This window comes from Rhodococcus sp. IEGM 1302, from assembly GCF_030056935.1.
In the GTDB taxonomy this organism is placed as follows: Bacteria; Actinomycetota; Actinomycetes; order Mycobacteriales; family Mycobacteriaceae; genus Rhodococcus_F; species Rhodococcus_F qingshengii.
On record NZ_JASHKY010000007.1, the window covers coordinates 27,968 to 53,685 of the forward strand.

Here is a 25,718-nt window from a genome sequence, read left to right on the forward strand (position 1 = left end):
ACCCTCCGCTGCCTGAACCGGACACACCTGCGACAATGACCCCATGACGGGGCACTCGACGGGGCAAGGCATGCAGAGTCCCGCCATGCGCCGGGTGCGAGACCTGTTGCGCGGGCCCGCAATTGTCTGCGATGGCCGAGCAACCATCCGCGAGGCCGCGAAGTTGATGACCGACGCGGGCCGCCGCGCTGTTGTGATCCCGACGGAGACAACCGGTTTCGGAATCTTCACCGAAGGTGACCTACGTGCTCGTGTGGTAGTTGGTGGTATCGACAGCAATCAGCCGGTATCAACGGTGATGACGCCGTCAGCAGTGACAGTCGATCCGGATCGATTGGGCGCCGACGCCGTGACCGACATGCTCGAGTACGGATTGCGCCATCTCCCGGTCGTGACCGAGGCAGGCGCACTGATGGGTGTGCTCGAACTCAGCGACCTCCTGACTTCGGCCACCAATCAGGGTTTCGAACTGCGCGCAGCGCTCGCCACAGCACAGGACGACGCCCACCTCGTCGAAACAGCCCGCGCGGTCCCTGTTCTGGTGACGGAATTGGTGGCGTCACGGGTCTCTCCGCTCGACATCGGCGCGACGCTGGCCGTGCTGATCGACGTAACAGTCAGGCGAGCCATAGAATTGGTGGTGGGCGGAGACGAGCGACCGGATTTCGCGTGGCTGTCGCTCGGCAGCGTCGCCAGGCGTGAAGCGCTCCCCTCTTCGGATATCGACAGTGCGCTGGTGTGGGGGGGCGAATCTCATCACGAGGGAGCCGACGCCGCGAAGACCATCCACGACATCCTCGATCTCTGCGGGTTCCCTCGCGACACCAAGAACGCCGTCGCGACCCAGGCCAGGTTTGCTCGGACGCTCCCACAATGGCGCACTGCGCTGCGGAAATGGGTGTCCAACCCGTATCAGGACCAAGCCCTGGTCATGTTGTCGATGCTGGCGGACGCCCGTGTCGTCGCAGGCGATCCGGCGTTGGATCCTCGCCCTGCGGCGTTGGATCAACTGCGACTGCACCCGGCCGTCATGCGACTGCTCCTTCGCGAAGCCGTCGGGGACAAGGCAAAGCTCCATTCGTTCAAGGACGTGATGACGCGTCGGACCGGAACCGTCGACCTCAAAGCCAGCGCCGTCCAACCGATCGTGAACATCGCTCGTTGGGCGGGGATTTCCGTGGGCGCCCGCACGAGTTCGACACTCGAACGCCTCAAGGCTGCAGCGGGAAGCGGTTTCCTACTCGACGACGACGCCCAGGTACTGATCGAATCTTTCGAGGTGTTGCAGCAGATTCGTGTCCGCCACCAGACCGATCAGTTCGCGGCAGGTCGGCCACCGACCGACGAAGTCGTGATCTCCGAACTCACTCCGCTCTCGCGGAGCTTGCTGAGCAATGCAGTGCGCGAGGTCGCAGGTGTGCAACGACGACTCGAATATGCCGCGTCCGCGTCGGCGCTACCCGACATCGATCCGTGAATCGCACTGCGCTCGAACAGGTTCTGGCGGCGGAGCGCCTCGAAGGCTGGGATCCGAGCGATGAACAGATCGCGGAACTCGAGGCCGTGATGATCGGGATGCTTTCTCGGCGTGAGTATTTCGAGCAGGAATTGGCGCGAGCCGTCGGCCTCTCGTCTGCGATTCCCCCGCGGATCCGCTGGCGACGATCAGCGCCGTACGTCTATCGCGGTACATCGGTTCTCGAGAACAATTTCGACGTACGAGATCCCGCCGCACTGCAATCACTCGAGTTCGCGGCGACCGCGCTTCGCCTGGGTGAGGCGCATCTCGGCAGCGACCTCGTACAGCACACGCGAGACACAGCCGAACTTCTCCTGCTTCACCAGCACGTTTTCCAAGATCTGTACCAGTGGGCCGGCCACATCAGAACCGTCGACATCAGGAAAGGTGCGGCAACGTTTGCTCCGGTCTCGGCGATTCGGAACTACCTGTCCGAGGTGGAAGAGATCATCGCCGCCGTCGATTGGGTAGCGCTCGATAACGGCGCTGCGTCGTTCGCGCTCGCATCGGTGTACTCGACGCTCAATCATGCCCACCCGTTTCGGGAAGGAAACGGGCGAACCGGAACCCTCTTCCTGCACCGACTCGCCGCGGACACCCGGTATCAGCTCGACTTGTCGCGGGTGAGCAGAACCGAGTGGGTATCCGCGTCGAGGGATTCTGCGCCTTTCCGGCCCACCGGAACCCCGTCGCCTCGCCCGTTCATCGATCTGTTCAATCGCGCGCTGACTCGCTGACGCAGACATCTGCAACCGTTCCAGGCGGACTGAACACCGTTACTGCTGAGTGAGCACCGCTTCCGCCACACTCGAAGCGGTGCTCACTCTAAGACGACTGTGCTCACTCGACCATCAACCGGGCAGCGCGAACTCCCCTGCGTCGGACCAGCGCTGACGCTCGGCCCCGAACGCGACGGACTGCATCGCGCGGAACTCCTCGATCGAGCGCGAGTTCGACGCGAGGAACTCCTGATGCTCGGCCAGCGAGAAGCTGCCGTCCTCGATCTCGACGCCCCCGCCGCGGCCGGCGGCGGTGTCCGCGCGCAGATCCATCAACTCTTCCGGCTCGACGGGGTACCAGGAGATCCGGTCGAAGAATCGCAGCAACCACGGAGTGCCCTCCTCGAACGGCCCGGACTTCGCGGGGTGGCGGTGATTCCACACCTGCGTCGTACGTCCGACGAACTGGTACCCGCCTGGGCCTTCCATGCCGTAGATGCAGAGGTACGCCCCACCGATCCCGACGGCGTTTTCGGGGGTCCAGGTGCGGGCGGGGTTGTACTTGGTCGTGACCAGACGATGACGCGGATCGAGCGGCGTCGCGACCGGCGCTCCGAGGTAGACGTCACCGAGTCCGAGCACCATGTATTCGGCGCCGAAGACGGTGTCGAACACGTCGTTCACGGATTCGAGACCGTTCATCCGGCGGATGAACTCGATGTTCCACGGGCACCACGGCGCGTCGGCGCGAACCCCGTGCATGTACCGCTGGATCGCTTCGCGCGTTGCCGGGTCGTCCCACGACAGTGGCATCCGCACAGTGCGACTGGGCACAACGAGTTCGTTGGCCGCCGGCAAGGTGTCCTCCGCCTCGGCGAGCATTCCCATCAGCTTGCGGACGGGCAGCACGTCCGGGTCAACGCGGACCTGCAGGCTGCGGATTCCCGGGGTGAGATCGAGTAGTCCGGCCGGCTTCTCGGCTTCGAGTCGCTGATGCAGTGCATGAGCACGCGCACGTAACGCCAGGTCGAGATTCATGTCGCCGTATTCGACCAAAACGTTGTCGTCGCCTGAGCGCCGGTACGTGACCGTGGTGTCGCCGTCACGACGGGCTATGACGCCGTCGTCGCCGTCACCACCGGAGGAATGAACAACCGAATTGGACGCTCGACGCGATACTCCGAGGTCACGCCGGGAGGCTGCCCGTTCGGCGCGGACCGGCACGAAGCGAATCTTGTTCCCGGGAGCCAACTGTCCGAGCTTCCAGCGATCAGCGGACACCACTGTGATCGGGCAGACGAAGCCGCCGAGGCTCGGTCCGTCTGGTCCGAGGAGGATGGGCGTGTCGCCGGTGAAGTCGAGTGCACCGATCGAATACGCGTTGTCGTGGATGTTCGAAGGGTGAAGTCCGGCTTCGCCGCCGGTGGTTCTGGCCCAGTCTGGTTTCGGACCTATCAACCGGACACCGGTGCGGTCGGAGTTGAAGTGGACCTCGTACTCGGTCGCGTACAGCGTGTCGATGTCGGAGCGGGTGAAGAACTCCGGCGCCCCGTGCGGGCCCTCGGTCACCGCAAGTTCCCAGCACGTGTGTATCGCCGGAACATGCTCGGCGGGAACAGCTCCCGCGACCCCGGTCGCCTGTCCGAGTTTGAGAACGTCTCCTGCCCGCAGAGTCCTACCTTCGTGTCCCCCGAACCTGCCCAGGGTGAAGGTCGACGCACTGCCGAGATAGTCGTCGGTCTCGATTCCGCCCTGTACGAGTACGTAGATGCGCAGTCCCGGGCCGCTGACCGTTCCGACGTCGAGCACCGATCCAGCGGGGACGAGAACGGGACGCCACTGACCGTGTACGACGCCGTCGACGGTCGCCGACACCGGAGCACCCGTGATGCAGACCGTGGTGTCTTCGTCGAACGTCATGGCAGGTCCGGCCATCGCGCATTCGATGCCGGGGGCGCCTTCGGGGTTTCCGAGTGCGGTGTTTCCCAACCGAAACGACAGGTCGTCCATCGGGCCCGATGGTGGGACTCCGATCTGCCAGTATCCGACGCGTCCTGGATAGTCCTGAACCGTCGTCAGCATTCCGGGACGCACGATGGTCAGTTTTGCGTTCATTCGTCTGCTCCCGGCCGTGTGACGATCATGCGGACGGCCGTGGGATCGAAGCCGTTGCACGGGTTGTTGATCTGCGGGCAGTTGGACACGAGGACGAGCACGTCACGTTCGGCACGCAACGCGAGCCGCTTGCCTGGTGCCGACAGTCCGTCGACGATTCCGAGTGTGCCGTCGGGGTCGACCGGGACGTTCATGAAGAAGTTGATGTTGGACACCAGGTCCCGCTTACCGAGCCCCCATTTTGCGCCCTCGACGAGGAAGTTCTCGACGCACGCGTGCTGATGCTTGGTGTGGTGGCCGTATCGCAGGGTGTTCGATTCCTGTGAGCACGCGCCGCCGACGGTGTCGTGGTTTCCGACCTCGTCTGCGACCAGGGTCATGAGTGGAGTTCCGTCGTCACTGCGGAGCACGGAGCCTGTGGACAGAAACAGGTTCTTCTGGGCTGTGACCGTCGCTGCTGCCGAGTACCGAACGCTGTGATCGTCACCGGCGTAGACGAGGGTGTCGACGGCTTGATTTCCGTGTAGATCGACGACGGTCAGAACGTCACCGGCACGGACAACTGCGGACCACGGCCCGAATGCGTCAGCAATCTCGTCGAGGATCACCGTTCCGGGAACGAGGGCGGGGACATCCAAGGTGGTGGTCATGCGATCTCCTCCAGGTTCGAAGCCGTCCAGGCATCTTCGGTATTGAGCACTGCGCGTTGGTATTCCGGCCCGAGATCGTCAAGGCCGCCGAGTTCGTCGGCCGCGTTCCACGCGAGCACTTCGAGGGACGTGGTGGGAAACTGCGGCGCTGGATCGAGTGGGTGCGCGGTGTTGGCGATCACCACGATGACGGGCAGGTGGATCAGAAGGTCGACCGTTGCGCCTGAGCCGGCGGACCCCGTACTGGTGAGAGCGCCGTCCGCCTCGACGCGGACACCATGGAAGAAGGACAACGGAGGCGCGATGTCCTGCGGCCCGAGCCCGTTCTTCGCGGCAGCGACGGTGAACAGTTCACGCCCGGCGGGTGAGGCACTGTGCAGCGAGCCCTGCCCGTACTTCGCCTCGTTGGTGGCGCGTGACGTCGTTCCGCAGAACGCGTCGTGGTGACCCGACGTGTCTGCGACCACGGTCGCAAGTACTCGCCCCTGATCGGAGAGCAACGGGTGCCCGACGCCGAGATAGGCCTGCCATGGCACCTTGACGGTATCGGCGACGTTGAGACGCTCCCAGGGGGCGTCGGCGCGATAGAGCAAGATGTTTGCGCAGGCGCTGCCAGCGATGTCGCGAAGTCGCAATCGGGTTCCACGTGCGAGAACCTTGGTCGTGTACCGCCCACCCGGCACGGTCTCAGCCCAGGTCAGACGTTCGGGAGCGACGTCTTCGGGTGGGTTCGGCCAACGCGTTGCCGGCAATACGGGCATGGAATCGGTGATCGTTCCAGCTTGAGACCGGGCATGCTCGCGCGCTCCGGCGGTGGTCTGAGTACTCATGGTCAGGCTCCGATCGTGACGGGATTCGGGGTGGCGCGGCCACGCGGGAAGCAAGCGACTCCCAGCCCCACCACCAGCGCTATCGTGATGGGCGCGGCCCACTGCAGAATGGGGTACTCCCCCGTGGGGTTGAAGATCTCGGCTCGTGGCCAGGACAGGTTGATCACCATCAGCGCGCCGTACACAACTGCGGCGATGTTGACCGGAACTCCCCAGATGCCCAGGGAGAAAAGCTTTTTGCCTTCGGCGTCGAACTTGGGGCCGACAGCGGTGCGCGGCCATCCCTTGAGACGCTGAACCAGCAGCGGCACGGTCACCATGAGGTAGGCCAAGTAGATCAAGATGATGCATACGCTGGACAGGGTTGCAAAAATTGCCGAGTTGCCTACGTTGACGGCCAGGACGGCAATGCAGACCAGACCGATGAGGACGGACGGCGCGATAGGTGTTCCGGTTCGGGGGTTGACCTTTGCCAGTATCTGCGAGGCAGGCAGGCGCCCGTCGCGGGCCATGGAGAACATCAGCCGTGAAGCAGCAGTCTGAATGGCCAAGGTGCACACGAACACTGCGATCGAGACGTCGATCAACAAGACCGTGCCCCACGGCGAACTCAGAATGGAGGTCAGTACGTACGGCAAACCTTCCGTGGCCAGGCGTCCGTCGGTCAGTGAGGGCGCTGCCATCAACGCGCCGAGGATCATCAAGCCGCCGCCGAGCGCGGAAGCGGAGAGTGCAAGGCGGATCGTACGAGGTGCGACGCGTCGGGGGTTGCGGGTCTCTTCGGCCAGTTCGCCTGCCGAACCGAAGCCGACCATGACGTAAGCAGCCATCAGTCCGGACATGATCCACGCCCAGGCGTATCCGGGCTGACCGCCGGCACTGCCGGTGTCGAAGACGACGTCCGGTCCGCGCTGAGCGTGGGTGAAGAACATCCCGATCACTGCGATGACACCGACGATTTCGCAGGTCACGCCAATGTTGTTGATACGCGACATCCAGTTGACGCCGATGCAGTTGATAAAGGTGGTCAGAACCAGAAGTACCGATCCGAGCAGCACGGCGTTGGCGGCACCACTCGATGAGGTGAGTGCGCTGTCCTCGCCGATGATCTGGAACCCGCTCCACACATTGGGGAGCACGACCTGCAAGGCGATCGCGGCGGCCGATGCAGTGACGATCTGAGCGAGAATCATGAACCAACCGGCGAACCAGCCGACGATCTCACCACCCATCCGCCGCGACCACTGGTAGATGGCACCCGAAATCGGATATCTGGCAGCAAGTTCCGCGAAGTTGAGAGCGACCATGAACTGACCGATGAAGACGACCGGCCACGTCCAGAAGAATGCCGGACCCGCGAAACCGAAACCGAGGCCGAACAATTGGAAGATCGTGGTGAGGATGGAGACGAAGGAGAAGCCCGCGGCGAAAGACGCGAACTTTCCCAGCGATCGATGCAGCTGCTGCTCGTAGCCGAACTCCGCGAGGTCACCGTCGTCGTGAGGCGAAGAGGCGAGTGCGGATGCGGTGGTGGGCTGCGCAGCCGGGGTGGTTGCACTCAACGGCGTACTCCTTCGGCGAAGCGATTCAGAGGCGAATAACTGTCGATTGATAGTTTTCGCGAAATCCACTCGCCGCAGGTGACGCCCGCGTATACGATTCGCCTGATTCTGTAACAGGCTCGTTGAGTACGTTTCGAGCACGTGACCGAATGCTCACAGCGGCGGCCATCCCGCACGTAAGGCCGCAGCCTGCCACTATGGAAGGCGTGACCAACGCCGGCCCCGGACGACCCCGCCTGACCGCTCGCCGACGCCCGGGTGGCACTGCCCGGGCGGAGATCTTGGATGCAGCCGCTGAACTGTTCACCACCCGAGGCTTCGCCGCGACGTCCACACGCCACATCGCCGAAGCAGTCGGAATGCGTCAGGCGTCGCTGTACAACCATTTCGCCACCAAGGACGACATCCTGGTTGCACTGCTCGCCGACACCGTGACGCCGGCGCTCGACTTCGCGGAGAATCTCAGGCCACTCGACACCGCACCCGAGGTCAAGCTGTACGCACTTTCGTACATCGACGCGGCCCAACTGATCACCGGACGGTGGAACCTCGGCGTCCTTTATCTCTTACCGGAACTGAGAAGTGACAGGTTCATGTCGTTCCGAGCCGATCGCGATCGGCTTCGCGAGCAATACCGGGCACTCGCCCAGGATGTGCTCGACGCGATTGACGATCCATCATCAACGCACCTGGCCGAGCTTCCGTTTCGCCTGGTAGAAAGCGTGATCAGCGCGCGAGCCGACGCGCTCGAAGGCACCCCGATTCCCGACGCCGCTGTCATCGCCGGGTCGGCGCTGCACATTCTTGGGTGGCGCCAGGATCTTGACCCCATCCATACGGAAGCGGCAACGCTCATTGCGAACGCAGAAACGCCGAAATTGTCCGGGGCTGCATCAGCTCCGGACAATTTCGACGCATTGAGGACCTAAACGGCCACGAGACTAGACCGAGAGGGACTGTCCCGGGAAGATCAGGTTGATGTTCGGAACCTGGCTGGCAAGGTTCTCGAGCGAGATGCCGTGTGCAGCAGCGATCTTCGACAGGGTGTCGCCTGCCTTGACCACGTAGTTGCCGCTTCCGGTGCTTGCTGCCGGAGCCGACTCGACGGAAGCCTCAGCGGTAACGGGGGCGGCTGCGGCCTCGTAGTTGCCTGCGGTGGTGCCGGTGGTCAGGTACTGACCGCAGACGGGCCATGCGCCGACGCCCTGGCCTGCGAGAACGTTCTCGGCGACACGGATCTGCTCGGCCTGGCTGGCGTTGGCAGCGTTGCCCGATCCACCGAATGCGTTCCAGGTGCTCTGCGTGAACTGCAGACCACCGTAGAAGCCGTTTCCAGTGTTGGCGGCCCAGTTACCGGAGGACTCGCAGTTTGCGACTCCGGACCAGTCGTGGCCGGCTGCCGAAGCGGTGCCGGTGCTCATGGCGAGCGGGATCGCGACGACTGCGCCTGCGGTTGCAACTGCGCCGAGGGCGCGCTTGAAGGTGATGCTGGTCATTGGGTAAATCCTCTCCGCTACCGCGGACGAGGTCGGCCCGGACGCTTTCACGTCTCGTCGATCGACTCGTCTGTTTCACTCCTGCCCCGCGAAGGTTTCGGGAGTACCGGACCCGCGGGGCAGAAGCACGCAGTTGCGGGTCGGTGTTTGCCCGGTAGTTTCGGGCTGTCAACGACCGTAGGCGATGGTCACGGATTGGTCACGGGGCAGTTTTCCGGCACTGCTGTACCAGACTCAGTCAAAACTCGAGCAATAACCACAGGTCAACTAATTGATTCGAGCTTCAACCATACCGATCGTTATCCGTCCGTTATGTGGCAACCGTCACGGTGATTTTGTGACCCACCGCACCGAAACAGGCCGTGTCGGACCGCCAACGAGGATCCTGGGGATGTTAAGAGAGTCCTGGCAACGGGAAAAACCAACCGCCCCAATCATTATGGAGATCAACTGATGATCATCGCAGTAGAAGGACCCAGCGCCGCCGGCAAGACCACCTGGTGCCGAACCCAACTCGGTGGCGAATCCGCCGCGGAGAGATTCGTCGCCGAGTATCAGCCCACCGGGTTCGAGCCGGACGGCACGGATCTCGATCTTCAGGCAAGTTACTGGACAACGGTCAATCCGAAGCGATGGTCGCAAGCGGAAGATCTCGAAGCGAGAACCGGTATCGCGCTCTGCGACAGCGACCCGCTGAAACTGCACTACAGCTGGTGTCTCGCTGCGGTGGGCGCAGCACCTCGGGAGCGATTCGAGTACGAACTCGCGGCAGTCGAGACAGCTTTCGAGCACCTCGAACTGGGTTTCGCGGATCTGACCGTCATCTCGATACCGTCACCGGGGCAGCTTCTACTTCAGCGCGAAGGAGACCCCAGCCGCCGCCGACGGCATTTCGAGCTTCACGCGGCGCTCGCCGAGCCCCTCACCCACTGGTACTCGGCAGTGAACAGGGTAGATCCAGGTCGCGTTGTGTGGCGCTTTCCGACACAGCTCGATCTTTCGCGCTGTCCCCCGCCTCGATCGGATCGCAGCGATCCGGGCCTCCTTCGCGCGGTGATCAACGAGCTGCCGCCCCTCACCAGGTAGGGAGTGGCTGCTCGATCTCAGCGCGCTCGTTCGACCCTGGCCTCGTCCCACACCGGCGACTCGCTCTCGTACACGTTCCCATCCGATCCGAAGACGAGGAACCTGTCGAACCCGCGCGCGAACCAGCGATCGTGGGTTACCGAGATGACCGTGCCGGCAAACTGAGCAATGCCCTGCTCGAGCGCGTCAGCCGAATGAAGGTCGAGGTTGTCGGTCGGTTCGTCGAGCAACAACATCGTGGCGCCGGAGAGCTCGAGGAGCAGGATCTGCAATCGTGCCTGCTGACCGCCGGACAGGTCGTCGTACTTCTGTTCCGCAGCTTGGGACAATCCGTAACGGTCCAGCGCGCGGCTCGCCGCTTCGCGTCCCATTCCGCTGCGGTGTTCGTCGCCCATGTGCAGGATCTCGAGCAGCGTGTTTCCGGTCAGATCGGGCCTGGAGTGTGTCTGCGCAAACAATCCGGGACGTACCCGGGCACCCAGCGTCGCAGTACCCCCGTGCTCGACCGGCGCGATGTCGAGCGCCTCGACAGGCAGATGCTCGCTCCCCGGATCGGTCCCCCCACCCGCCAAGAGCCGAAGGAAATGCGACTTTCCGGATCCATTGGAGCCCAGCACGGCAACCCGATCTCCGTACCAGATCTCGGTGTCGAAAGGCTTCATCAATCCGGTCAGCTCGAGATCTTGACATACCAACGCGCGCTTGGCGGTTCGCCCGCCCGCCAACCGAACCGTCACCTTCTGCTGAAGTGGAATCGCTTCGGGTGGCCCTGCCTCCTCGAACTTCGCCAACCTCGTTTGCGAGGCGTGATACCGCGCAGCGACGCCGTCGTTGAACTTGGCCTTTTCACGCAATCGCAGAACCAGGGCACGTAATTTCGCGTGCTCCTCGTCCCAGCGTCGACGCAGTTCTTCGAATCGAGCGTTGCGATCCTCGCGGGCCTGGTGGTAGCTGGCCAGCCCAGCGCCGTGCGTCCACGACGTTGCGCCGCTGATTCCGGGCTCGAGCGTCACGATGTGGGTGGCCGCGTTGGCGATCAGTTCGCGGTCGTGGCTGACGAACAAAACCACTTTCGACGATTCCGAGATCGTCTTTTCCAGCCATCGCTTGCCCGGAACATCGAGGTAGTTGTCCGGCTCGTCCAGCAGGAGTGCGTCGTCGGGCCCAGCGAACAGTGCTTCGAGAACCAACCGTTTCTGCTCGCCACCGCTGAGGGAGTTGGCCGCGCGCCACTTCGCACGGTCATAGGGAACACCGAGAGCCGCGGTAGTGACCTTGTCCCAGAAGTCTTCGGTCTCGTAGCCGCCCACGTCGGCCCAATCGGCCAGCGCATGCGAATACTTCATTTGAGTTGATTCCTCGTCGCGCTCGATCATCGCGTTTTCTGCCGTATCGAGCGCCAGTGCTGCGTCCCGGATCCGTGCCGGCGAGACGGACAACAGAAGATCGCGCACGGTGGACTCGTCGCGAACCTGGCCGACGAATTGCCGCATCACGCCGAGTGTTCCGGATCGAGTGACAGCGCCCTCGTCGGCGACGGCGTCTCCGGCGATAATGCGAAGCAACGTCGTCTTACCAGTCCCGTTGGGCCCGATCAGTGCAGTTTTTGCACCGTTGCCGACCCGGAAGCTGACACCGCTGAGCAGTTGCCGACCATCAGGGAGAAAGTAGTCGACGTCGGCGATGTTGAGGTGGGTCACGCTGTCAAGAGAACCCTACCCACGACGATCTGCCAAACCATTATTCCTGCCTTCGGTCTCGAGCTCACTACCGTCACGGGATCGACCGACCGCATCGAGTGCCGCCAGATATCCGAAAACCATTGCGGGACCGATAGTTGCACCTGGACCGGCATAGGTATGACCCATCACCGGCGAGCTGGTGTTACCTGCCGCGTAGAGCCCGTCGATGACCGAACCGTCGGCGCGCAACGCTCGCGCGCGAGCGTCCGTGTTGATGCCGCCTTTGGTCCCCAGGTCTCCAGGCACCATCTTCGCGGCATAGAACGGACCCTTCGTAAGTTCTCCGAGGCTGGGGTTGGGCTTGTTGGTGCAGTCGCCGTAGTAGTGGTCGTATCTGCTTGTCCCACGGCCGAAGTCGCGATCGACTCCGTCGCGCGCGTGACTGTTGAATCGTGTGATGGTGGCGGACAGCGCATCGCCCGGCACTCCGATCTCGGCAGCGAGTTCGGCAATCGATCCAGCTCGCACAATCGCACCCGATTCGATCCACGACCGAGGTATCGGCCTGCGCGCCGGAACCCCCGCGAACAGGTAACGGTCACGGTACGTCTGATCGAAGATCAGCCAAGCCGGGATGTTCTCAGCGGGTCCTTCACCTCGGCCGTACTTTCCGCCGAACATGGCGTGTGCCGCTTCGACATAGGGAAGCGACTCGTTCATGAAGCGCTGACCGCTGGCGTTGACCATGAGGCTGCGAGGCAACGAGCGTTCCGCCAAGGCGAACCACGGGCCTTTGGGCAGTGGAATCGACGGGGCCCACCACGCGTCGTCCATGTACGAAATTGCGGCGTCGACGCGTAGAGCTGCACGGATACCGTCCCCGGTATTGGTCGGTGCCCCGAGAGTCCACTGCGCGCTACTCGGCCGGCGCTGGTACTCGCCTCGCATGTCGTCGTTGTTGTCGAACCCGCCGCACGCGAGGATGACACCGCATCGAGCATGCATGGTGGTCTGCACTCCCCCGCACTCGAGTCGCACACCCACGACACGATCACTGTCGGTCACCAAATCCACAAGCCTCGTCCCGAGCTCCACCGTCACTCCGGCGTCCCGAACTCCGAGCATCAGTTCGGCCATGAGCGCCGGCCCGAGCCCGATCAGCTTCTTCTTCCGAGCTCTTGCGGCCAGGGATCTCATTCCTACCCGAAGCATCCGCACCGGACCCCGCCAATGCCGGATCCCCGTGCTCAGCCAACGGTAATCAGATTGTTGGACAACCATGTTGAGCGGAACCTTCATGTACGGCGGATGAAGTGTCGCAAGATCGTCGCCCAGAGCTCGCGCGTCGAACGGGCGCGGCTCGCACGAGCGGCCGCTTGCACGTCCGCCAGGTGCCTCGGGAAAGTAGTCGGAGTACCCCTTCACCCATTCGAGCTCCAACGCAGAGTGACGAATCAGGAAATCGAGGGCTTCCGGACCCCGATCGATATACGTGTCGATTCGGTCGGCGTCTGCATCCTCTCCGACAATGCTCTTCAGATATGTTCGCGCAGAGTCGATATCATCTGTCGGCGCCTCGCGGCGAAGTATCGAGTTTCCCGGAATCCACACGCCGCCCCCGGACCGGGACGACGAACCGCCCCAGTATTCGGACTTCTCCACGAGTATCGTCGAGAGTCCGTTGCGGGCTGCGGTGATGGCTGCGGACATGCCGGCAGCCCCCGATCCGACAACAACTACATCCACTACGGGCGGCACGGCGCCCTGAGAGTTCTCGTCCATCACTGGTCACGACCTTTCGTGTCATCTTCGTCCTGCGCGTGCCACCGGGATCCTCGAACAGCGTCTAGCGCCCCCTCGACGCACACGGGAAGTGATGCCCCGCGCTTGTGAGGGTTACGTATCCATTGCCGATAACCGAACTCCGCCGCCGCCAACATCAAATGAACGAGAAGTCCTGGGCGGCTGTCGTTTTCCGGATCGAGTTGCATACGTTGTGCCACCAACTCGACCAGCCGATCACGATGTTCGGGCGCGATCAGCGCGACTCGATCCATCAGGTGCGGCGCGGTACGGAACGCCGATCGCCACTGATCGATCTCCGAGGACTCGAAAGCATTGGAACGCTCGAGGATTGCCCGTGAGATCGCAAGATCAGCCGACTCGGATGCCGGGCGCTCCTCGAGGAGCGTCACGATTCCGGCACCGCCCTGCCTGACCGGATCCAACAGCAGATCCTCCTTGTTACGGACGTGCCGGAAGTACGTACTCGCCGATACCCCCGCTGCCGCCGCAATCTGCTCGGTGGTCACATCCTCGAAACCGTCACGCGCGAACAGATCGAATGCCGCACGTTGAATGTCTGCTCGCACCTGCAACCGCTGTCTCTCCCGTAGTGACATCAGCAACGTCCTCCCGCCTCGGCCGAGATCCGGCCGTTCTCGATAATGCGAGTCTCACCTATTGTGACAGTCACTGTCAATATCCAATTCTCTGTCAGATATCAGCAGACCCGGGCATTTCGTTGACAGGGCATTCGATGCCACGACAAGCTTCGAAGATGAAACGATGGGGACCGAATCGAGACGTTTCTCCAAGAATTTGTCGATGCGGGGCTTCAAGGCGCGGTCACCGAAGCGTATTTCGGTGGTCCGCTCTGGCGCATGACCCTGCTCGCCCGTTTCGACGACCGAGCCCTTGGCCCCGACGGCGCCGTCATCTATCGAAATCGAACAGTGCTTCTCGTTCGGACCAAGTGGGGAAAGATCATCGAGCAAGAGGACTACTACGAGGACACCGCCAGAATCGGTGACTTCGACAGGCGGCTCCGCGAAATCGAAGCCGGACGAGCCTGTGGCACAGTCGTGGAATGACAGACGTCAGGATTGACCGCCACCGAAAGCTGTCGGCGTTCCTGTCTTCCCAGAACGATGTCGAACTGGCCCGACTGGTCGACACCGTTCGAATCTCGAGTGTCGGCGTAGGTGGCGCCGCAGGAGTGATCAGGGTCTATGACAACAGGCTCAACGGCGTTCCGGTATTCACCAAACGCATCCCACTGAGCGTGCGGGAAATCGCCGAGGTGGGCTCTACTTCCAACCATTTCGATCTGCCGACGTTCTGCCAGTACGGCATTGGTGGCCCAAGCTTCAACGCCTGGCGAGAACTGGCCGCGAACATCGTGGTCACCGATGCCGTTCTGGCCGGCGAAACACAGTCGTTCCCAATGCTTTACCACTGGCGGATACTTCCCGGACGTTCGCCCGTTGCGGCCGAACACGCCGACATCGATTCCGTTCACACCGCCGGCGCCAGCCGTGAAGTGCGGACCCGTCTCGAAGCGCTTGCCGCTGCGCCGTGCAGCCTCGTACTGTTCTGCGAGTACATCGAACACCCGATCTCGAATTGGCTGGAAGACAACCCGTCCGCCAAAGCTGCCGAAGTCGAGCGACAGTTTTCGGAGATCGTGGCATTCTTGCGCGATCGACAGTTGCTGCACATGGACGGACATTTCGGCAACATGCGCACCGACATGGAGCGGATCTATCTCACCGACTTCGGACTGGCCACATCCCCACACTTCGACCTGTCGACTGCCGAGCACGACTTCGTCCGGCGCCACGCCACTCATGACGCCGACTACGCCGCCATGCTTCTGGTCAACTGGCTGGTGACCGAGGTCTGCGGGGTACCGAGGCCGACGAGCGGCGGACCAGTCGCCCGCAACCAGTACGTACGACGATGCGCCACAGGTCATATTCCAGGTGATGTGACACCAGAGGTGGCCGCGATCGTGACACGGCACGCGCCCGTCGCTGCGAGGATGAACGACTTCTACTGGCGATTGTTCGACGGCGACTTCGATGCGCCCTACCCGCATGCCGCGCCAGTTCCGACTTCCGGTCGAGCACAGGGTTTTCCCTGAACTGCCGTATTCACATCTCAGGGTTCATGTCATCCTCGGGACCGATGTGCTGGTCAGTGCCGGTAGGGCACAGTTCTCCTCATGATTGAACTGAGGGGATTGACCAAGGTTTACGGACCGACGAAAGCGGTGGACGATTTGTCGTTCACGGTCAAGCCGGGCATCGTGACGGGCTTCCTGGGCCCGAACGGTGCAGGCAAGTCGACGACGATGCGGATGATCCTGGGTTTGGATCAGCCGACGTCGGGTGCGGCGTTGATCGAGGGCAAGCCGTACCGGGAGCTCAAGACGCCATTGCGGACGGTGGGTGCGTTGTTGGATGCGAAGTGGGTGCACCCCAATCGCAGTGCGCGTGCACATCTGCAGTGGATGGCTGCTTCGAACGGGATCCCGAAGTCCCGCGTCGACGAGGTGCTCGGGTTGGTCGGATTGTCCGAGGTGGCGGGCAAGAAGGCCGGCGGGTTCTCGCTCGGTATGTCGCAGCGTCTGGGCTTGGCGGGTGCGCTGTTGGGGGATCCGAAGGTGTTGTTGTTCGACGAGCCGGTCAACGGTCTCGATCCGGAGGGCATCGTCTGGATTCGTAAGTTCATGCAGCGGTTGGCGGCCGAGGGCCGCACGGTGTTGGTGTCGAGTCACCTCCTGTCGGAGATGGCGCTCACGGCGGAGCAGTTGGTGGTGATCGGTCGGGGTCGGTTGATTTCGGATTCGACGGTCGCGGAGTTCGTGGATCGTTCGTCGGAGTCGACGGTGCGCGTGCGCAGCCCACAATTGGACGCTCTCCATGCCGCATTGACTGCCCAGGGACTGACTGTCCGCGAGGAACATTCAGGATCGGAGCCGGTGTTGGTGGTCGTGGATTCGACCACCGATGTGATCGGTGGTTTGGCTGGTTCGCAGGGAATCGTGTTGCACGAGTTGGCTTCTGTGCAGGGATCGCTCGAGGATGCGTTCATGAAGTTGACCGGGGACGATGTCCAGTACCACGCATCCGGTATCGATCCGGGCGCCGGAACCCACCACGCAAACACACAGCACGCTATGGGAGGTGCACTGTAATGGCTGTTCTCAGTGCTGAACGTATCAAGATCACCACGACCAAGTCGCCGCTGTGGTGCACGATCACAATCATCGTCCTAGGGTTGGGCGTCGCCTGGATGATCGGGCGTTCGTCGAGTTCGAGCATTCAGGCGTACAACGACGAAGCCGCATCAGGAACTCCTGATTTCGAGAAATTCCTCCCCACGTTCAACGACGCGGGGCTAGGAGTATCCGGATTCGGCGTCATGGTCCTGATGATCATGGCGGCGCTCGCGATCACCAGCGAGTACCGCTTCGGCATCATCCGTACCACCTTCCAGGCCATCCCGAGTCGGGCTTCGGTTCTGATCGCCAAAGCCGGCCTGATCGGGGCTTTCGGCGCGGTACTGTCCTTCGTTCTCATGCTCGGCGCGGTATTCATCACCAAAGCTGCGGCAGGCTCTGAAGGTTCCACCAATCTGGCACTGGACAACGCCGATGCCTGGCGTGCCGTTTACGGCGTACCGATCTTCGCGTTCCTCTGCGTCGCCCTTGCCATCGCCGTCGGAGCACTCCTTCGTCAGTCCGCCGGCGCCATTGCACTACTGCTGCTGTGGCCACTGCTCATCGAGAGCCTGTTCGGCATGTTCGGATCCTTCGGCAGAAACGTCACACCGTTCCTCCCGTTCGCCAACGCCGACCACTTCCTCTCTTCGGGTTCGAGCACCAATTTCCATTGGGGCCCTTGGGGAAGCTTGTTCTACTTCGCAGCGTTTGTGCTGGTGATATTCGGAATCAGCATCGCCGTCGTCAACAAGCGCGACGCCTGACCGAGTCGCAAACCGACCAAGACCAAAACTGGCCGCACCGGAGCCCTTCCGGTGCGGCCAGTTTCGCGTTGACAGAACCCGCAGCGCTTGTCGATCACGCCAAGGAACAGGGCACGCGCGGGTTCGCGTCACTCTGCCCCGCGGACGCGGCACCTCGAAATAAGACCTGGTCGAGTTCCTGGCGGACTGACCTTACGCGTCAGCGTTCCAGTTGCGCGGCAAGCTCTTTCATCCAATCGAGGAATGCCTGCGGGCCGTCGAACTGGACGCCGTCGACAGCAGCCACTTCCGGTGCGATGTCGTCGCCCTTGACCACCAACGCTTCTCCACCCGAGGCAAGGACAGCGGCAAAGGCCGGTAGGTCACCCCGGTCGTCGCCCGCGTACGCGACGACGTCGACCCCTGCGGCCGCGATCGCGCGAAGGAGGCCTGTCCCCTTGTCCTCCTCAACTGGTGGGCGCAATTCCTCGACCAACTTGCCGGGCTCACGCCGCAACCCGGTCCGGCTCGCGATTTCTGTCGTCGCTGCTTCCACCAGGCGCTGCGCGACCGCACGATCCGCGGCCCGACGCCAATGCACGGCCACCGCAAGGCCTTTGCTCTCGACATGGATGCCAGGAACTGCCGGAGAGTCGAACAAGCGTCGCAATTCGGCTTCTGCTTCGGCGACAGCATCACTGAACGCCGCGACGGCCGGAAGCACGTGGATTCCGTCGTCCGTCCAGGTCTCGACGCCGTAGGAACCCATGAGCACAACGGAATTCAAGCTGAGCCGCTCTCGCAAGAACGACACAGGCCGTCCCGAGAGCAAGCCGACAACACCGAGATGCTCGGCCAGGGTCGCAAGCACGTCTTCGGCGCCGGGCAGTAGCGCACTCGCCGACGGATCGTCGACGATGGGTGCAAGCACGCCGTCGAAATCCATCACCAGTCCACAGCGAGCTGGATCGGACGTGAGTCGGAGGATGACGTCCGAAGCGGTTCGCATGGTTCGAGTGTGCCAAATCGATCGCACTCGCAATACCAACACCGGAGCCGAATGTAATCTCTGCCACTTCGTCCAGGTTGTCCGGAACCACTGAGTAGGTCGCGTCGTCTCCCTGTAAGGGCCCACAGTGGTCCGCTAAAGTTCTCACGACGCTTACCAACTGGGGGGTAATGATGAGCGAATTGACTGTCGCCACTGACGGCATCCGAAAGTACGGCTCGACGTCGACCGAAGCGGCAGGACGCATCGCGCAGGCCGCCGCCGTCGATCTGGGTGCAAACATCGCAGCAGTCGCACCGGCCGTGGGCCCCGTCGGGATCGAATTTCTCGAAGCATTCGCGCGCGCTCAGGCCACACACACCAAAGATGTTGCAGCACTCGCCACGTTCTACGCCGGCAACGCCGCGACGGCCGGTGCAGCCGCGCAGGCCTACGACACCACAGATCATGCAATCGCAACAGATCTGACCGCTGCGGCCGGATCGACGGGCGCGACCGCGTGAGCACCGAAGACGACTCGACGACCGTCATCGAATTCCTTCACGGTGGCGCTCCTGCCCCGGTACTGCCGAACAATGTGGTCGAATCGATGCTCGCCGGCATACCGGTACCGGCACTCCCCGGAATCGAAGATCTGTTCGCGCCCTTGATCGAACTCGGGAAGAGTCTCGGCACAGGCACTTTTGCGGGCATCGATCCCGTCGGCATCTTCGATCAGGCGTCCACTCTCATCGACCACGCCATGGGACTGTCCCGAAGCGCGGTCGCCGACGTGGGCCAGACCTGGAACAGCACCGGCAGTGACGCCGCGACCGAACTGTCGCGATCCGCCCAGAACAGCGGCGCAGAATTGAGCGAACGCGGAACCGCGATATCGAAAACTGCTGCCGCCGCCGCGGAATCGGTGCAGCGAGGCAACGCGAATCTCGCGGCAATCGCGCAGTCCTTCGCCACCACGGTTGCAGCTGCCGCGCCCATCGCGTGGACACCACCAGGACAGGCGATGTTGCTTGCCTCGGCAGCTGAACACATGCAGGCAGCCGTCGCGGCGGTGACTCGGACGCGTGGGGAGATGCTCGGGCACACCGCAGCCATGAACGCCCTTGCCGGACCGATCCCCGTGCCGACCCCACCGACCAGTGAGGCACTCTCCAACCTGGTCACTGCGGAGGCAATCAACAACGCCGCCCGTCAGATCGCCCAACCTCTTTCTGCCTCAACCGATGCCGGTGATGCGCCGTACTCCACCCACCCGGACTCCACTCAGCCAGGCACAGAGGCTGTTCGAACTTCGGCTGCACGGGCCGGCGCCGGGCTTCCGACCGGCGTCGACAAGCTGTGGGGCGCAGGCAATCCGTCGACGTCACTCGCAGCCGGCGCGTCGCCGTCACCCAGTGCGACGGCAAGTTCAGGCGGAGCATGGGTGAGCGGAAGCGGTGGCACTACCGGCGGAATGGTGAGGGGTGCAGCGGGAGTTGCTGCAGTTCAACCGGTTCCGGTAACACCGCCCGGCCTGGGTGCACCATCGTCGGCAGTCGGCAGTAGCGGCATGTCGCCGGGCGGCATGCTGGGCGGTGGACCCCGCGGATCTCGGGACGACGAGTCGCCACGCACTACCCCGAGGTATCTCGTCACTGTCGGCGACGAGAATTCGATGGTCGACGATCTGCCGATGGTGTCGCCGCCCGTGCTCGGGGCTGACGATCCCGATCAGTACCTGTTCCGAGATCTCTGATCAAGACAAACCTCAGACGAAGCCCAACTCCCGCACCGCCGCACGCTCCTGCTCCAGTTCGCTGACGGACAGGTCGATCCGTTCGCGTGAGAAGTCGTCGATCGCGAGGTCGGGAACGATAGCGAACTCGCCATCGGCACAGGTCACCGGGAAGGAAGAGATCAATCCTTCGGGCACTCCGTAGGAACCGTCCGAACAGACGGCCATGGATACCCAGTCGTCCTCGGCGGTACCGATCACCCAGTCGCGGACGTGGTCGATCGACGCGCTGGCCGCACTCGCCGCAGAGGACGATCCCCGCGCAGCGATGATGGCGGTGCCTCGCACCTGCACAGTCGGGATGAAATCGTTCTCCACCCAGTCGCGGTCGTCGATCACCGCGAGTGCAGGCTCACCTGCGACAGTCGCGTGGGACAGGTCCGGGTACTGCGTCGCCGAATGGTTTCCCCAGACGGACACCTTGCGCACCGACGACGCACGAACCCCGGTCTTCTTCACGACCTGCGCGATCGCTCGGTTGTGGTCGAGACGTGTCAGCGCACTGAACCGAGTATCGGGTACATCCGGTGCATTGTTCATCGCGATCAGCGCGTTGGTGTTGGCCGGATTTCCCACGACCAGCACCTTGACGTCCGAGGCTGCGTTGTTGTTGATCGCCTTCCCGTGCGCTGTGAAAATCGCGCCGTTCGCACTCAGCAAGTCGGCACGCTCCATCCCCTTGCTCCGCGGACGTGCGCCGACCAGCATCCCGACGTTCGCGCCGGAGAAGGCGACATCGGGATCGTCGGTGATGTCGATGGAGCTCAGCAACGGAAATGCGCCGTCTTCGAGTTCCATCGCAACGCCTTCGGCAGCGGACACGGCGGCAGGAATCTCGAGCAGTCGAAGTTTGATCGGGACGTCAGCGCCGAGCATCTCCCCCGCAGCTATGCGGAAAAGCATTCCGTATGCGATCTGACCCGACGCTCCGGTTACCGTGACGGTTACGGGCGCAATACTCATTGCCGACTCCTCACCTGCCGTTTTCACGACTGTCCGTTCTACAACGCTGTAAGAACGGTTTCCACGCTAGTCGAGTAAACCGGCCACTTCGTGGTCTGTCAGTGTGGTTCTCGGCACTCGTCCCTCCGCCGTCACGAGTTCGACGGCGCGGTAGAGCGGACGCTCGGCGAGTCCGGCGCCGCGGGCTTCGGCACGCAACTGTTCGATCAGCACCGAGGACAACGCGGCAGCCGGTACCAACTCGCTGGCCGCCAGCGCGTCCGCGAGCTTGCGGAGTGCAAGGATCTCCAACTCGCGCCCACCCCCCGCGGTATACAGCGCGAGCGGGATCCGCACGGTGGACCGTCCGTCGCCGAGCGTCAAGCTGACTTCGCTGATCCGGCCGGATCTCACCGTCAATGCCGCCGTGAGTACCTCGGCCACGTCGACGACGTTGGTTCGAAAACCAGCTTGCGCACGAACTCTGTTGCCGTACAACGTGATGTGCCGGCGCAGCGTCATCAGGATCGCCAGTGACGTCGGCACCGCGATGACGGCGCCGACGATCACTCCAACGGTCGCCGTCGAGAACACACTGACGATCAACCCGACGACCACGCCGAACACCACGACAACAACGGCGAATTTCTTCAGCCGCGGCGCGATCAACGCCACGGGAACCAGATCGAGCGAAACCGGTTCGGCCTCAGTGCTCAACGAGTTCCCCGAGCTTGTCGACAACCTGGTCGAGCGCCACTGTCTCCTGCTCACCTGTTGCCAACTGTTTGACAACGACAACGCCCTCTTCGAGTTCACGCTCGCCGAGAACCAAAGCGATCGCGGCACCCGAACGATCAGCTGCCTTCATCGAGCCCTTCACGCCACGGTTTCCGTACGCCAGGTCGACGCGAATCCCATTGGCACGCAACTGATGTGCGATCTTCACCAGTGCAGCCTTCGCCTCGGCACCCATCGGTACACAGAAGACGTCGACACGCGCCGGTGGCGCAACGGACTTGCCCTCGGCCTCGAGCGCGAGAACCGTGCGGTCGACGCCGATTCCGAACCCGATGCCCGAGAGCGGCTGTCCACCCAGCTGTTCCATCAGACCGTCGTAACGACCACCACCACCGATTCCGGACTGCGCACCCAGTCCGTCGTGCACGAATTCGAAGGTTGTCTTGGTGTAGTAGTCGAGGCCGCGGACCATGCGCGGGTTGACGACGTACGGAACGCCCAATGCGTCCAGGTGCGCTAGCACCTCGTCGAAGTGCGCCTTGCAGCTCTCGGACAGGTGATCGAGCATGAGCGGTGCGCCGGCCGTCATCTCGCGTACATCTGGGCGCTTATCGTCGAGCACGCGGAGCGGGTTGATCTCGGCGCGTCGACGCGTGTCTTCGTCGAGTGGGAGTGCAAAGAGAAACTCCTGCAGCAGTTCGCGATACTGCGGCCGGCAGGTGTCGTCACCGAGAGAGGTGATTTCGAGGCGGAAGCCGTCGAGCCCCAGCGACCGGAATCCGGCGTCGGCGATCGCGATGACCTCAGCGTCGAGCGCGGGGTCGTCGATCCCGATGGCTTCGACGCCGACCTGCTGCAACTGGCGGTAGCGACCGGCCTGCGGGCGCTCGTAGCGGAAGAACGGGCCCGCGTAGCTGACCTTGACCGGCAACTGTCCACGATCGAGGCTGTGCTCGATGACCGCACGCATGACTCCGGCGGTTCCCTCGGGACGCAACGTCACCGAACGGTCACCGCGGTCGGCGAATGTGTACATCTCTTTGCTGACGACGTCGGTCGACTCACCGACACCGCGAGCGAACAGGCCGGTGTCCTCGAAGATCGGCAATTCGATGTGGCCGTATCCGGCCAACCTCGCGGCGCGCGTCAAACCGTCACGAACGGCGACGAATTCGGCTGACTGCGGCGGAACGTAGTCCGGAATGCCCTTGGGTGCAGAGAAGGTGCTGGCTTTACTCACGAGAGGTACTTTTCCTTATTCTTGTGCGCTGAGTCCAACGAGAAACGGATTCGAGCTTCGCTCGGCGCCGATCGAACTGTTTCCGCCGTGCCCGGGCAGGACCACTGTCTCGTCACCGAGTACCAATAGCTTGCGGGCGATCGAAGCGAGCAACTGCTCGTGATTTCCGCCGGGCAGGTCGCTGCGCCCGATGGAACCCTGGAACAGGGTGTCACCGGTGAACGCCAAATCGACGGGCCCGCTCTCGGTGTTCGCCTGGGTGCGGAACACCACCGATCCCTGCGTGTGCCCGGGTGTGTGGTCCACGACGAACGTCATTCCGGCCTCGGTGATCTTGTCTCCGTCGGCCAGTTCGATCACCTCGTCCGGCTCCACGAACGTCATGCCTTGAATGAATTCCTTCATCGTCGGGCCGATCCCCCGTGCCGGATCGCTGAGCATGTAGCGATCCTCGGGATGGATGTACGCGGGTACGGAATACCGCTCACAGACCTCGCGGGCCGACCACACGTGATCGAGATGACCGTGCGTCAGGAGGACCGCCGTGACCGACATGTCCTTGGAGTCCAGATATTCGAAGAGCGGCTCAGCTGCATCCTGACCCGGATCTACGACTACGCACTCGCACGCGTCGTCCTGAGCGAGTATGTAGCAGTTGGTTTGGAACATCCCGGCCGGAAAACCAGTGACGAGCACGGGGGCAACTCCTCTTCGAAGGGTGGAAACAAACAACACGCTGTCGGTTACAGCCTAAGCTGCTGCCCCGCCAGTAAGTTCTCAGGTTGCAATGGGAGACTCTGACGACGAGTAGAGCCGCTTGCCGAAGCCGACCCCCAGGGTGTCGCTCGGCCGGCCGACCACGATCCACCCGCGATACGGAGGACTACAGCAGTGCCGAGTAACGAGCAACGCCGCGAGGCGGCGAAACGCAAGCTCGAGCGTCAGCTCGAACGTCGCGCAGAACGTGCCCGCAAGCGCAAGCAGATGACTATAGCCGGAACTGCGCTCGGCGTGGTCGTCGTAGTCGGCGTCGTCGGTGGACTCATCTGGCTGAGCAATCGCAGTGACGACGACGCGAACACCACCAACACTGCTGCCGACGACTCAAGCCTCACGCCACAAACCGCGGGTGCAATGCCGGCCGGTCTGTCGACGCCACTGGCCGACACGGTTTCCTGCTCGTATCCAGCCGACGGCGCTACCGCGTCCAAGGCCAACAACCCTCCTCGTACCGACGGGATTCCCACCACCGCGCCGGACGCGACGCCGAGCATCAGCGTCGAGACCTCGCAGGGAAACATCGGGCTCACACTCGACGGAACGAAGTCTCCGTGCACCGTCAACAGCTTCGTGAGCTTGGCGCAGCAGGACTACTTCAACGACACCACCTGCCACCGCATGACGACGAGCCCCTCGCTCCAGGTGCTGCAGTGCGGTGACCCGTCGGGCACCGGCACCGGCGGACCGGGCTACGGCTTCGACAACGAATTCCCCACCACGGCGTATTCCACCACCGACCCGGCAGCGCAGGAGCCCGTCACCTACGCGCGCGGCACGGTTGCGATGGCCAACACCGGGGCACCCGGTAGCAACGGCAGCCAGTTCTTCCTCGTCTACGGCGACTCACAACTCCCCCCGCAGTACACGGTTTTCGGCACGATCGACGAAACCGGGCTCGCCACTTTGGACAAGGTCGCGGCCGGCGGATCGACGCCAGAGGGTGACGGCAAGCCGAATCTGACCACCGACATCAAGACAGTAAGGCTCGACTGATGCGACGTAATCCTGTGATGCGCTTTCCTGTAGTTATTGCCGCCGCCAGCGCCGCGGCGCTGCTTCTGGCTGGTTGTTCCAGTGATTCCGGTAGCTCGGACTCGCCGTCCAGCACCTCCAAGGCGAAGACGACAACGGCTGCCATGCCGCCGCTCGACATGTCACAGTTCGACGCACTCCCGCCTGTCCCGACTCCGGCCTCGGCGACCGTCGACTGCTCGTACCCGAGCGCGGCGGGTGCAGCAAAAACCGTCAATCCGCCGAACTCCACGGGTGTGTCCACCGAGGGAACCGTCAACGTCGCGCTCACGACTACGGCCGGCCCGATCGGGATGGAACTGAACCGGGCGGAAGCCCCCTGCACGGTCAACAGCATCGTGAGCTTGACCGAGCAGAAGTACTTCGACGACACCCCGTGCCATCGACTCGTCACCACACCCGGTCTACAGATCCTGCAGTGCGGCGATCCCTCGGGCAAGGGCACGGGCGGACCAGGCTATGGCTTCGACAACGAGTACCCGACCACTGCCTACCCGGCTAACGATCCGGCACTCTCCTTGCCTGCCGTCTACCCCCGCGGCACGCTGGCAATGGCCAACTCGGGTAAACCGGGCAGCAACGGCAGTCAGTTCTTCCTCGTCTACGAGGATTCGGTCTTGCCGCCCAACTACACGGTCTTCGGAAAGATCGACGACGCCGGCCTGGCGACGATCGAGAAGATCGCGGCCGACGGCGACGACGGTGGCATGGGAGCAACCGGCGGCGGTGCACCCAACACCCCGATCACCATCGAGACTGCAGTAGTCGCCTGACCCCCTGTGCGCCTTTATTA

25 protein-coding genes are annotated in these 25,718 nt (G+C 63.0%); 12 read left to right on the top strand and 13 right to left on the bottom strand.

The genetic code is table 11. The annotated features are described in order from the left end of the window. The first annotated feature begins 43 nt into the window (after window positions 1-43). Window positions 44-1,477 (top strand): putative nucleotidyltransferase substrate binding domain-containing protein, encoded by a 1,434-nt coding sequence (locus QM609_RS13460; RefSeq protein WP_228232711.1) that lies wholly within the window; start codon window positions 44-46, stop codon window positions 1,475-1,477. Next, on the top strand, window positions 1,474-2,256 hold the full coding sequence (locus QM609_RS13465) for a Fic/DOC family protein (RefSeq protein WP_050656329.1): 783 nt from the start codon (window positions 1,474-1,476) through the stop codon (window positions 2,254-2,256). The genes QM609_RS13460 and QM609_RS13465 overlap by 4 nt, the downstream gene beginning before the upstream one ends. A gap of 114 nt (window positions 2,257-2,370) precedes the next feature. Here the strand turns inward: QM609_RS13465 and QM609_RS13470 are convergent, their stop codons facing one another. Genes QM609_RS13470 through QM609_RS13485 form a run of 4 tightly spaced genes read right to left on the bottom strand, consistent with a single transcriptional unit; the run spans window position 2,371 to window position 7,395 of the window. Next, a complete protein-coding gene (locus QM609_RS13470; RefSeq protein ID WP_050656328.1) occupies window positions 2,371-4,353 on the bottom strand; it encodes a 5-oxoprolinase/urea amidolyase family protein in 1,983 nt (660 codons plus the stop codon). After that, window positions 4,350-5,003 carry an urea amidolyase associated protein UAAP2 gene (locus tag QM609_RS13475; RefSeq protein ID WP_042919877.1) on the bottom strand — a complete coding sequence of 218 codons (654 nt, stop codon included), beginning with the start codon at window positions 5,001-5,003 and terminating at the stop codon, window positions 4,350-4,352. Before QM609_RS13475 ends, QM609_RS13470 begins: the two co-directional genes overlap by 4 nt. Next, the gene (locus tag QM609_RS13480) at window positions 5,000-5,833 is read right to left on the bottom strand and encodes an urea amidolyase associated protein UAAP1 (RefSeq protein WP_050656327.1); all 834 of its coding nucleotides are present in this window, start codon (window positions 5,831-5,833) and stop codon (window positions 5,000-5,002) included. Before QM609_RS13480 ends, QM609_RS13475 begins: the two co-directional genes overlap by 4 nt. A 2-nt stretch (window positions 5,834-5,835) precedes the next feature. Then, on the bottom strand, window positions 5,836-7,395 hold the full coding sequence (locus QM609_RS13485) for an amino acid permease (RefSeq protein ID WP_050656326.1): 1,560 nt from the start codon (window positions 7,393-7,395) through the stop codon (window positions 5,836-5,838). Window positions 7,396-7,592: 197 nt separating this feature from the next. Here QM609_RS13485 and QM609_RS13490 point away from each other — a divergent pair, with 197 nt between their 5' ends. Further along, window positions 7,593-8,324 carry a TetR/AcrR family transcriptional regulator gene (locus tag QM609_RS13490; protein ID WP_003944898.1) on the top strand — a complete coding sequence of 244 codons (732 nt, stop codon included), beginning with the start codon at window positions 7,593-7,595 and terminating at the stop codon, window positions 8,322-8,324. A 12-nt stretch (window positions 8,325-8,336) separates the two neighbouring features. Here the strand turns inward: QM609_RS13490 and QM609_RS13495 are convergent, their stop codons facing one another. After that, a complete protein-coding gene (locus QM609_RS13495; RefSeq protein WP_003944949.1) occupies window positions 8,337-8,891 on the bottom strand; it encodes a LysM peptidoglycan-binding domain-containing protein in 555 nt (184 codons plus the stop codon). A gap of 453 nt (window positions 8,892-9,344) precedes the next feature. Between QM609_RS13495 and QM609_RS13500 the strand changes: the two genes are divergently transcribed. Continuing rightward, window positions 9,345-9,977 (top strand): hypothetical protein, encoded by a 633-nt coding sequence (locus QM609_RS13500; protein WP_050656325.1) that lies wholly within the window; start codon window positions 9,345-9,347, stop codon window positions 9,975-9,977. Between the two features lie 17 nt (window positions 9,978-9,994). On the opposite strand, the gene QM609_RS13505 is transcribed toward QM609_RS13500, so the two are convergent. From QM609_RS13505 to QM609_RS13515, 3 genes are read right to left on the bottom strand one after another with little or no spacing between them, the layout of a single operon-like run. Then, window positions 9,995-11,677 (bottom strand): ATP-binding cassette domain-containing protein, encoded by a 1,683-nt coding sequence (locus tag QM609_RS13505; protein WP_050656324.1) that lies wholly within the window; start codon window positions 11,675-11,677, stop codon window positions 9,995-9,997. A gap of 15 nt (window positions 11,678-11,692) precedes the next feature. Continuing rightward, the gene (kstD, locus tag QM609_RS13510) at window positions 11,693-13,441 is read right to left on the bottom strand and encodes a 3-oxosteroid 1-dehydrogenase (RefSeq protein WP_283337296.1); all 1,749 of its coding nucleotides are present in this window, start codon (window positions 13,439-13,441) and stop codon (window positions 11,693-11,695) included. Continuing rightward, window positions 13,441-14,061 carry a TetR/AcrR family transcriptional regulator gene (locus QM609_RS13515; protein WP_042919994.1) on the bottom strand — a complete coding sequence of 207 codons (621 nt, stop codon included), beginning with the start codon at window positions 14,059-14,061 and terminating at the stop codon, window positions 13,441-13,443. Before QM609_RS13515 ends, kstD begins: the two co-directional genes overlap by 1 nt. 261 nt (window positions 14,062-14,322) lie before the next feature. On the opposite strand from QM609_RS13515, the gene QM609_RS13520 reads away from it, so the two are divergent. The 4 genes from QM609_RS13520 to QM609_RS13535 all read left to right on the top strand — a co-directional run bounded on the left by QM609_RS13520 (window position 14,323) and on the right by QM609_RS13535 (window position 17,431). After that, window positions 14,323-14,532 (top strand): hypothetical protein, encoded by a 210-nt coding sequence (locus QM609_RS13520; RefSeq protein WP_007728109.1) that lies wholly within the window; start codon window positions 14,323-14,325, stop codon window positions 14,530-14,532. Continuing rightward, on the top strand, window positions 14,529-15,584 hold the full coding sequence (locus QM609_RS13525) for a BUD32 family EKC/KEOPS complex subunit (RefSeq protein WP_042448695.1): 1,056 nt from the start codon (window positions 14,529-14,531) through the stop codon (window positions 15,582-15,584). Before QM609_RS13520 ends, QM609_RS13525 begins: the two co-directional genes overlap by 4 nt. A gap of 81 nt (window positions 15,585-15,665) precedes the next feature. Beyond that, the gene (locus QM609_RS13530; RefSeq protein WP_064075363.1) at window positions 15,666-16,640 is read left to right on the top strand and encodes an ABC transporter ATP-binding protein; all 975 of its coding nucleotides are present in this window, start codon (window positions 15,666-15,668) and stop codon (window positions 16,638-16,640) included. Next, on the top strand, window positions 16,640-17,431 hold the full coding sequence (locus QM609_RS13535; RefSeq protein WP_003943323.1) for an ABC-2 transporter permease: 792 nt from the start codon (window positions 16,640-16,642) through the stop codon (window positions 17,429-17,431). Before QM609_RS13530 ends, QM609_RS13535 begins: the two co-directional genes overlap by 1 nt. A gap of 199 nt (window positions 17,432-17,630) precedes the next feature. On the opposite strand, the gene otsB is transcribed toward QM609_RS13535, so the two are convergent. Next, window positions 17,631-18,419, bottom strand: a complete 789-nt coding sequence (gene otsB, locus QM609_RS13540; RefSeq protein WP_228232714.1) for a trehalose-phosphatase — start codon at window positions 18,417-18,419, stop codon at window positions 17,631-17,633. A 173-nt stretch (window positions 18,420-18,592) separates the two neighbouring features. Here otsB and QM609_RS13545 point away from each other — a divergent pair, with 173 nt between their 5' ends. Both QM609_RS13545 and QM609_RS13550 read left to right on the top strand, forming a co-directional pair. Further along, window positions 18,593-18,922, top strand: a complete 330-nt coding sequence (locus QM609_RS13545; RefSeq protein ID WP_037130770.1) for a type VII secretion target — start codon at window positions 18,593-18,595, stop codon at window positions 18,920-18,922. Then, window positions 18,919-20,154: a hypothetical protein gene (locus tag QM609_RS13550; protein ID WP_228232716.1), complete on the top strand. Its 1,236-nt coding sequence runs from the start codon at window positions 18,919-18,921 to the stop codon at window positions 20,152-20,154. The genes QM609_RS13545 and QM609_RS13550 overlap by 4 nt, the downstream gene beginning before the upstream one ends. Window positions 20,155-20,166: 12 nt before the next feature. On the opposite strand, the gene QM609_RS13555 is transcribed toward QM609_RS13550, so the two are convergent. The 4 genes from QM609_RS13555 to QM609_RS13570 all read right to left on the bottom strand — a co-directional run bounded on the left by QM609_RS13555 (window position 20,167) and on the right by QM609_RS13570 (window position 23,809). Then, window positions 20,167-21,156, bottom strand: coding sequence for a malate dehydrogenase (locus tag QM609_RS13555; RefSeq protein WP_042452093.1), 990 nt, complete (start codon window positions 21,154-21,156; stop codon window positions 20,167-20,169). 66 nt (window positions 21,157-21,222) lie between these two features. Then, window positions 21,223-21,852, bottom strand: coding sequence for a hypothetical protein (locus QM609_RS13560; protein ID WP_007732974.1), 630 nt, complete (start codon window positions 21,850-21,852; stop codon window positions 21,223-21,225). Further along, entirely contained in the window at window positions 21,842-23,113 is a 1,272-nt protein-coding gene (gene hisS / locus QM609_RS13565; RefSeq protein WP_007732972.1) for a histidine--tRNA ligase, read from the bottom strand. The genes QM609_RS13560 and hisS overlap by 11 nt, the downstream gene beginning before the upstream one ends. A 15-nt stretch (window positions 23,114-23,128) precedes the next feature. Continuing rightward, window positions 23,129-23,809, bottom strand: a complete 681-nt coding sequence (locus tag QM609_RS13570; protein ID WP_007732970.1) for an MBL fold metallo-hydrolase — start codon at window positions 23,807-23,809, stop codon at window positions 23,129-23,131. 195 nt (window positions 23,810-24,004) lie between these two features. Here QM609_RS13570 and QM609_RS13575 point away from each other — a divergent pair, with 195 nt between their 5' ends. Together QM609_RS13575 and QM609_RS13580 are read left to right on the top strand one after the other, a co-directional pair. Further along, window positions 24,005-24,886 carry a peptidylprolyl isomerase gene (locus QM609_RS13575; RefSeq protein WP_003943303.1) on the top strand — a complete coding sequence of 294 codons (882 nt, stop codon included), beginning with the start codon at window positions 24,005-24,007 and terminating at the stop codon, window positions 24,884-24,886. Beyond that, window positions 24,886-25,698, top strand: a complete 813-nt coding sequence (locus tag QM609_RS13580) for a peptidylprolyl isomerase (protein ID WP_370333875.1) — start codon at window positions 24,886-24,888, stop codon at window positions 25,696-25,698. The genes QM609_RS13575 and QM609_RS13580 overlap by 1 nt, the downstream gene beginning before the upstream one ends. Window positions 25,699-25,718: the final 20 nt, after the last annotated feature.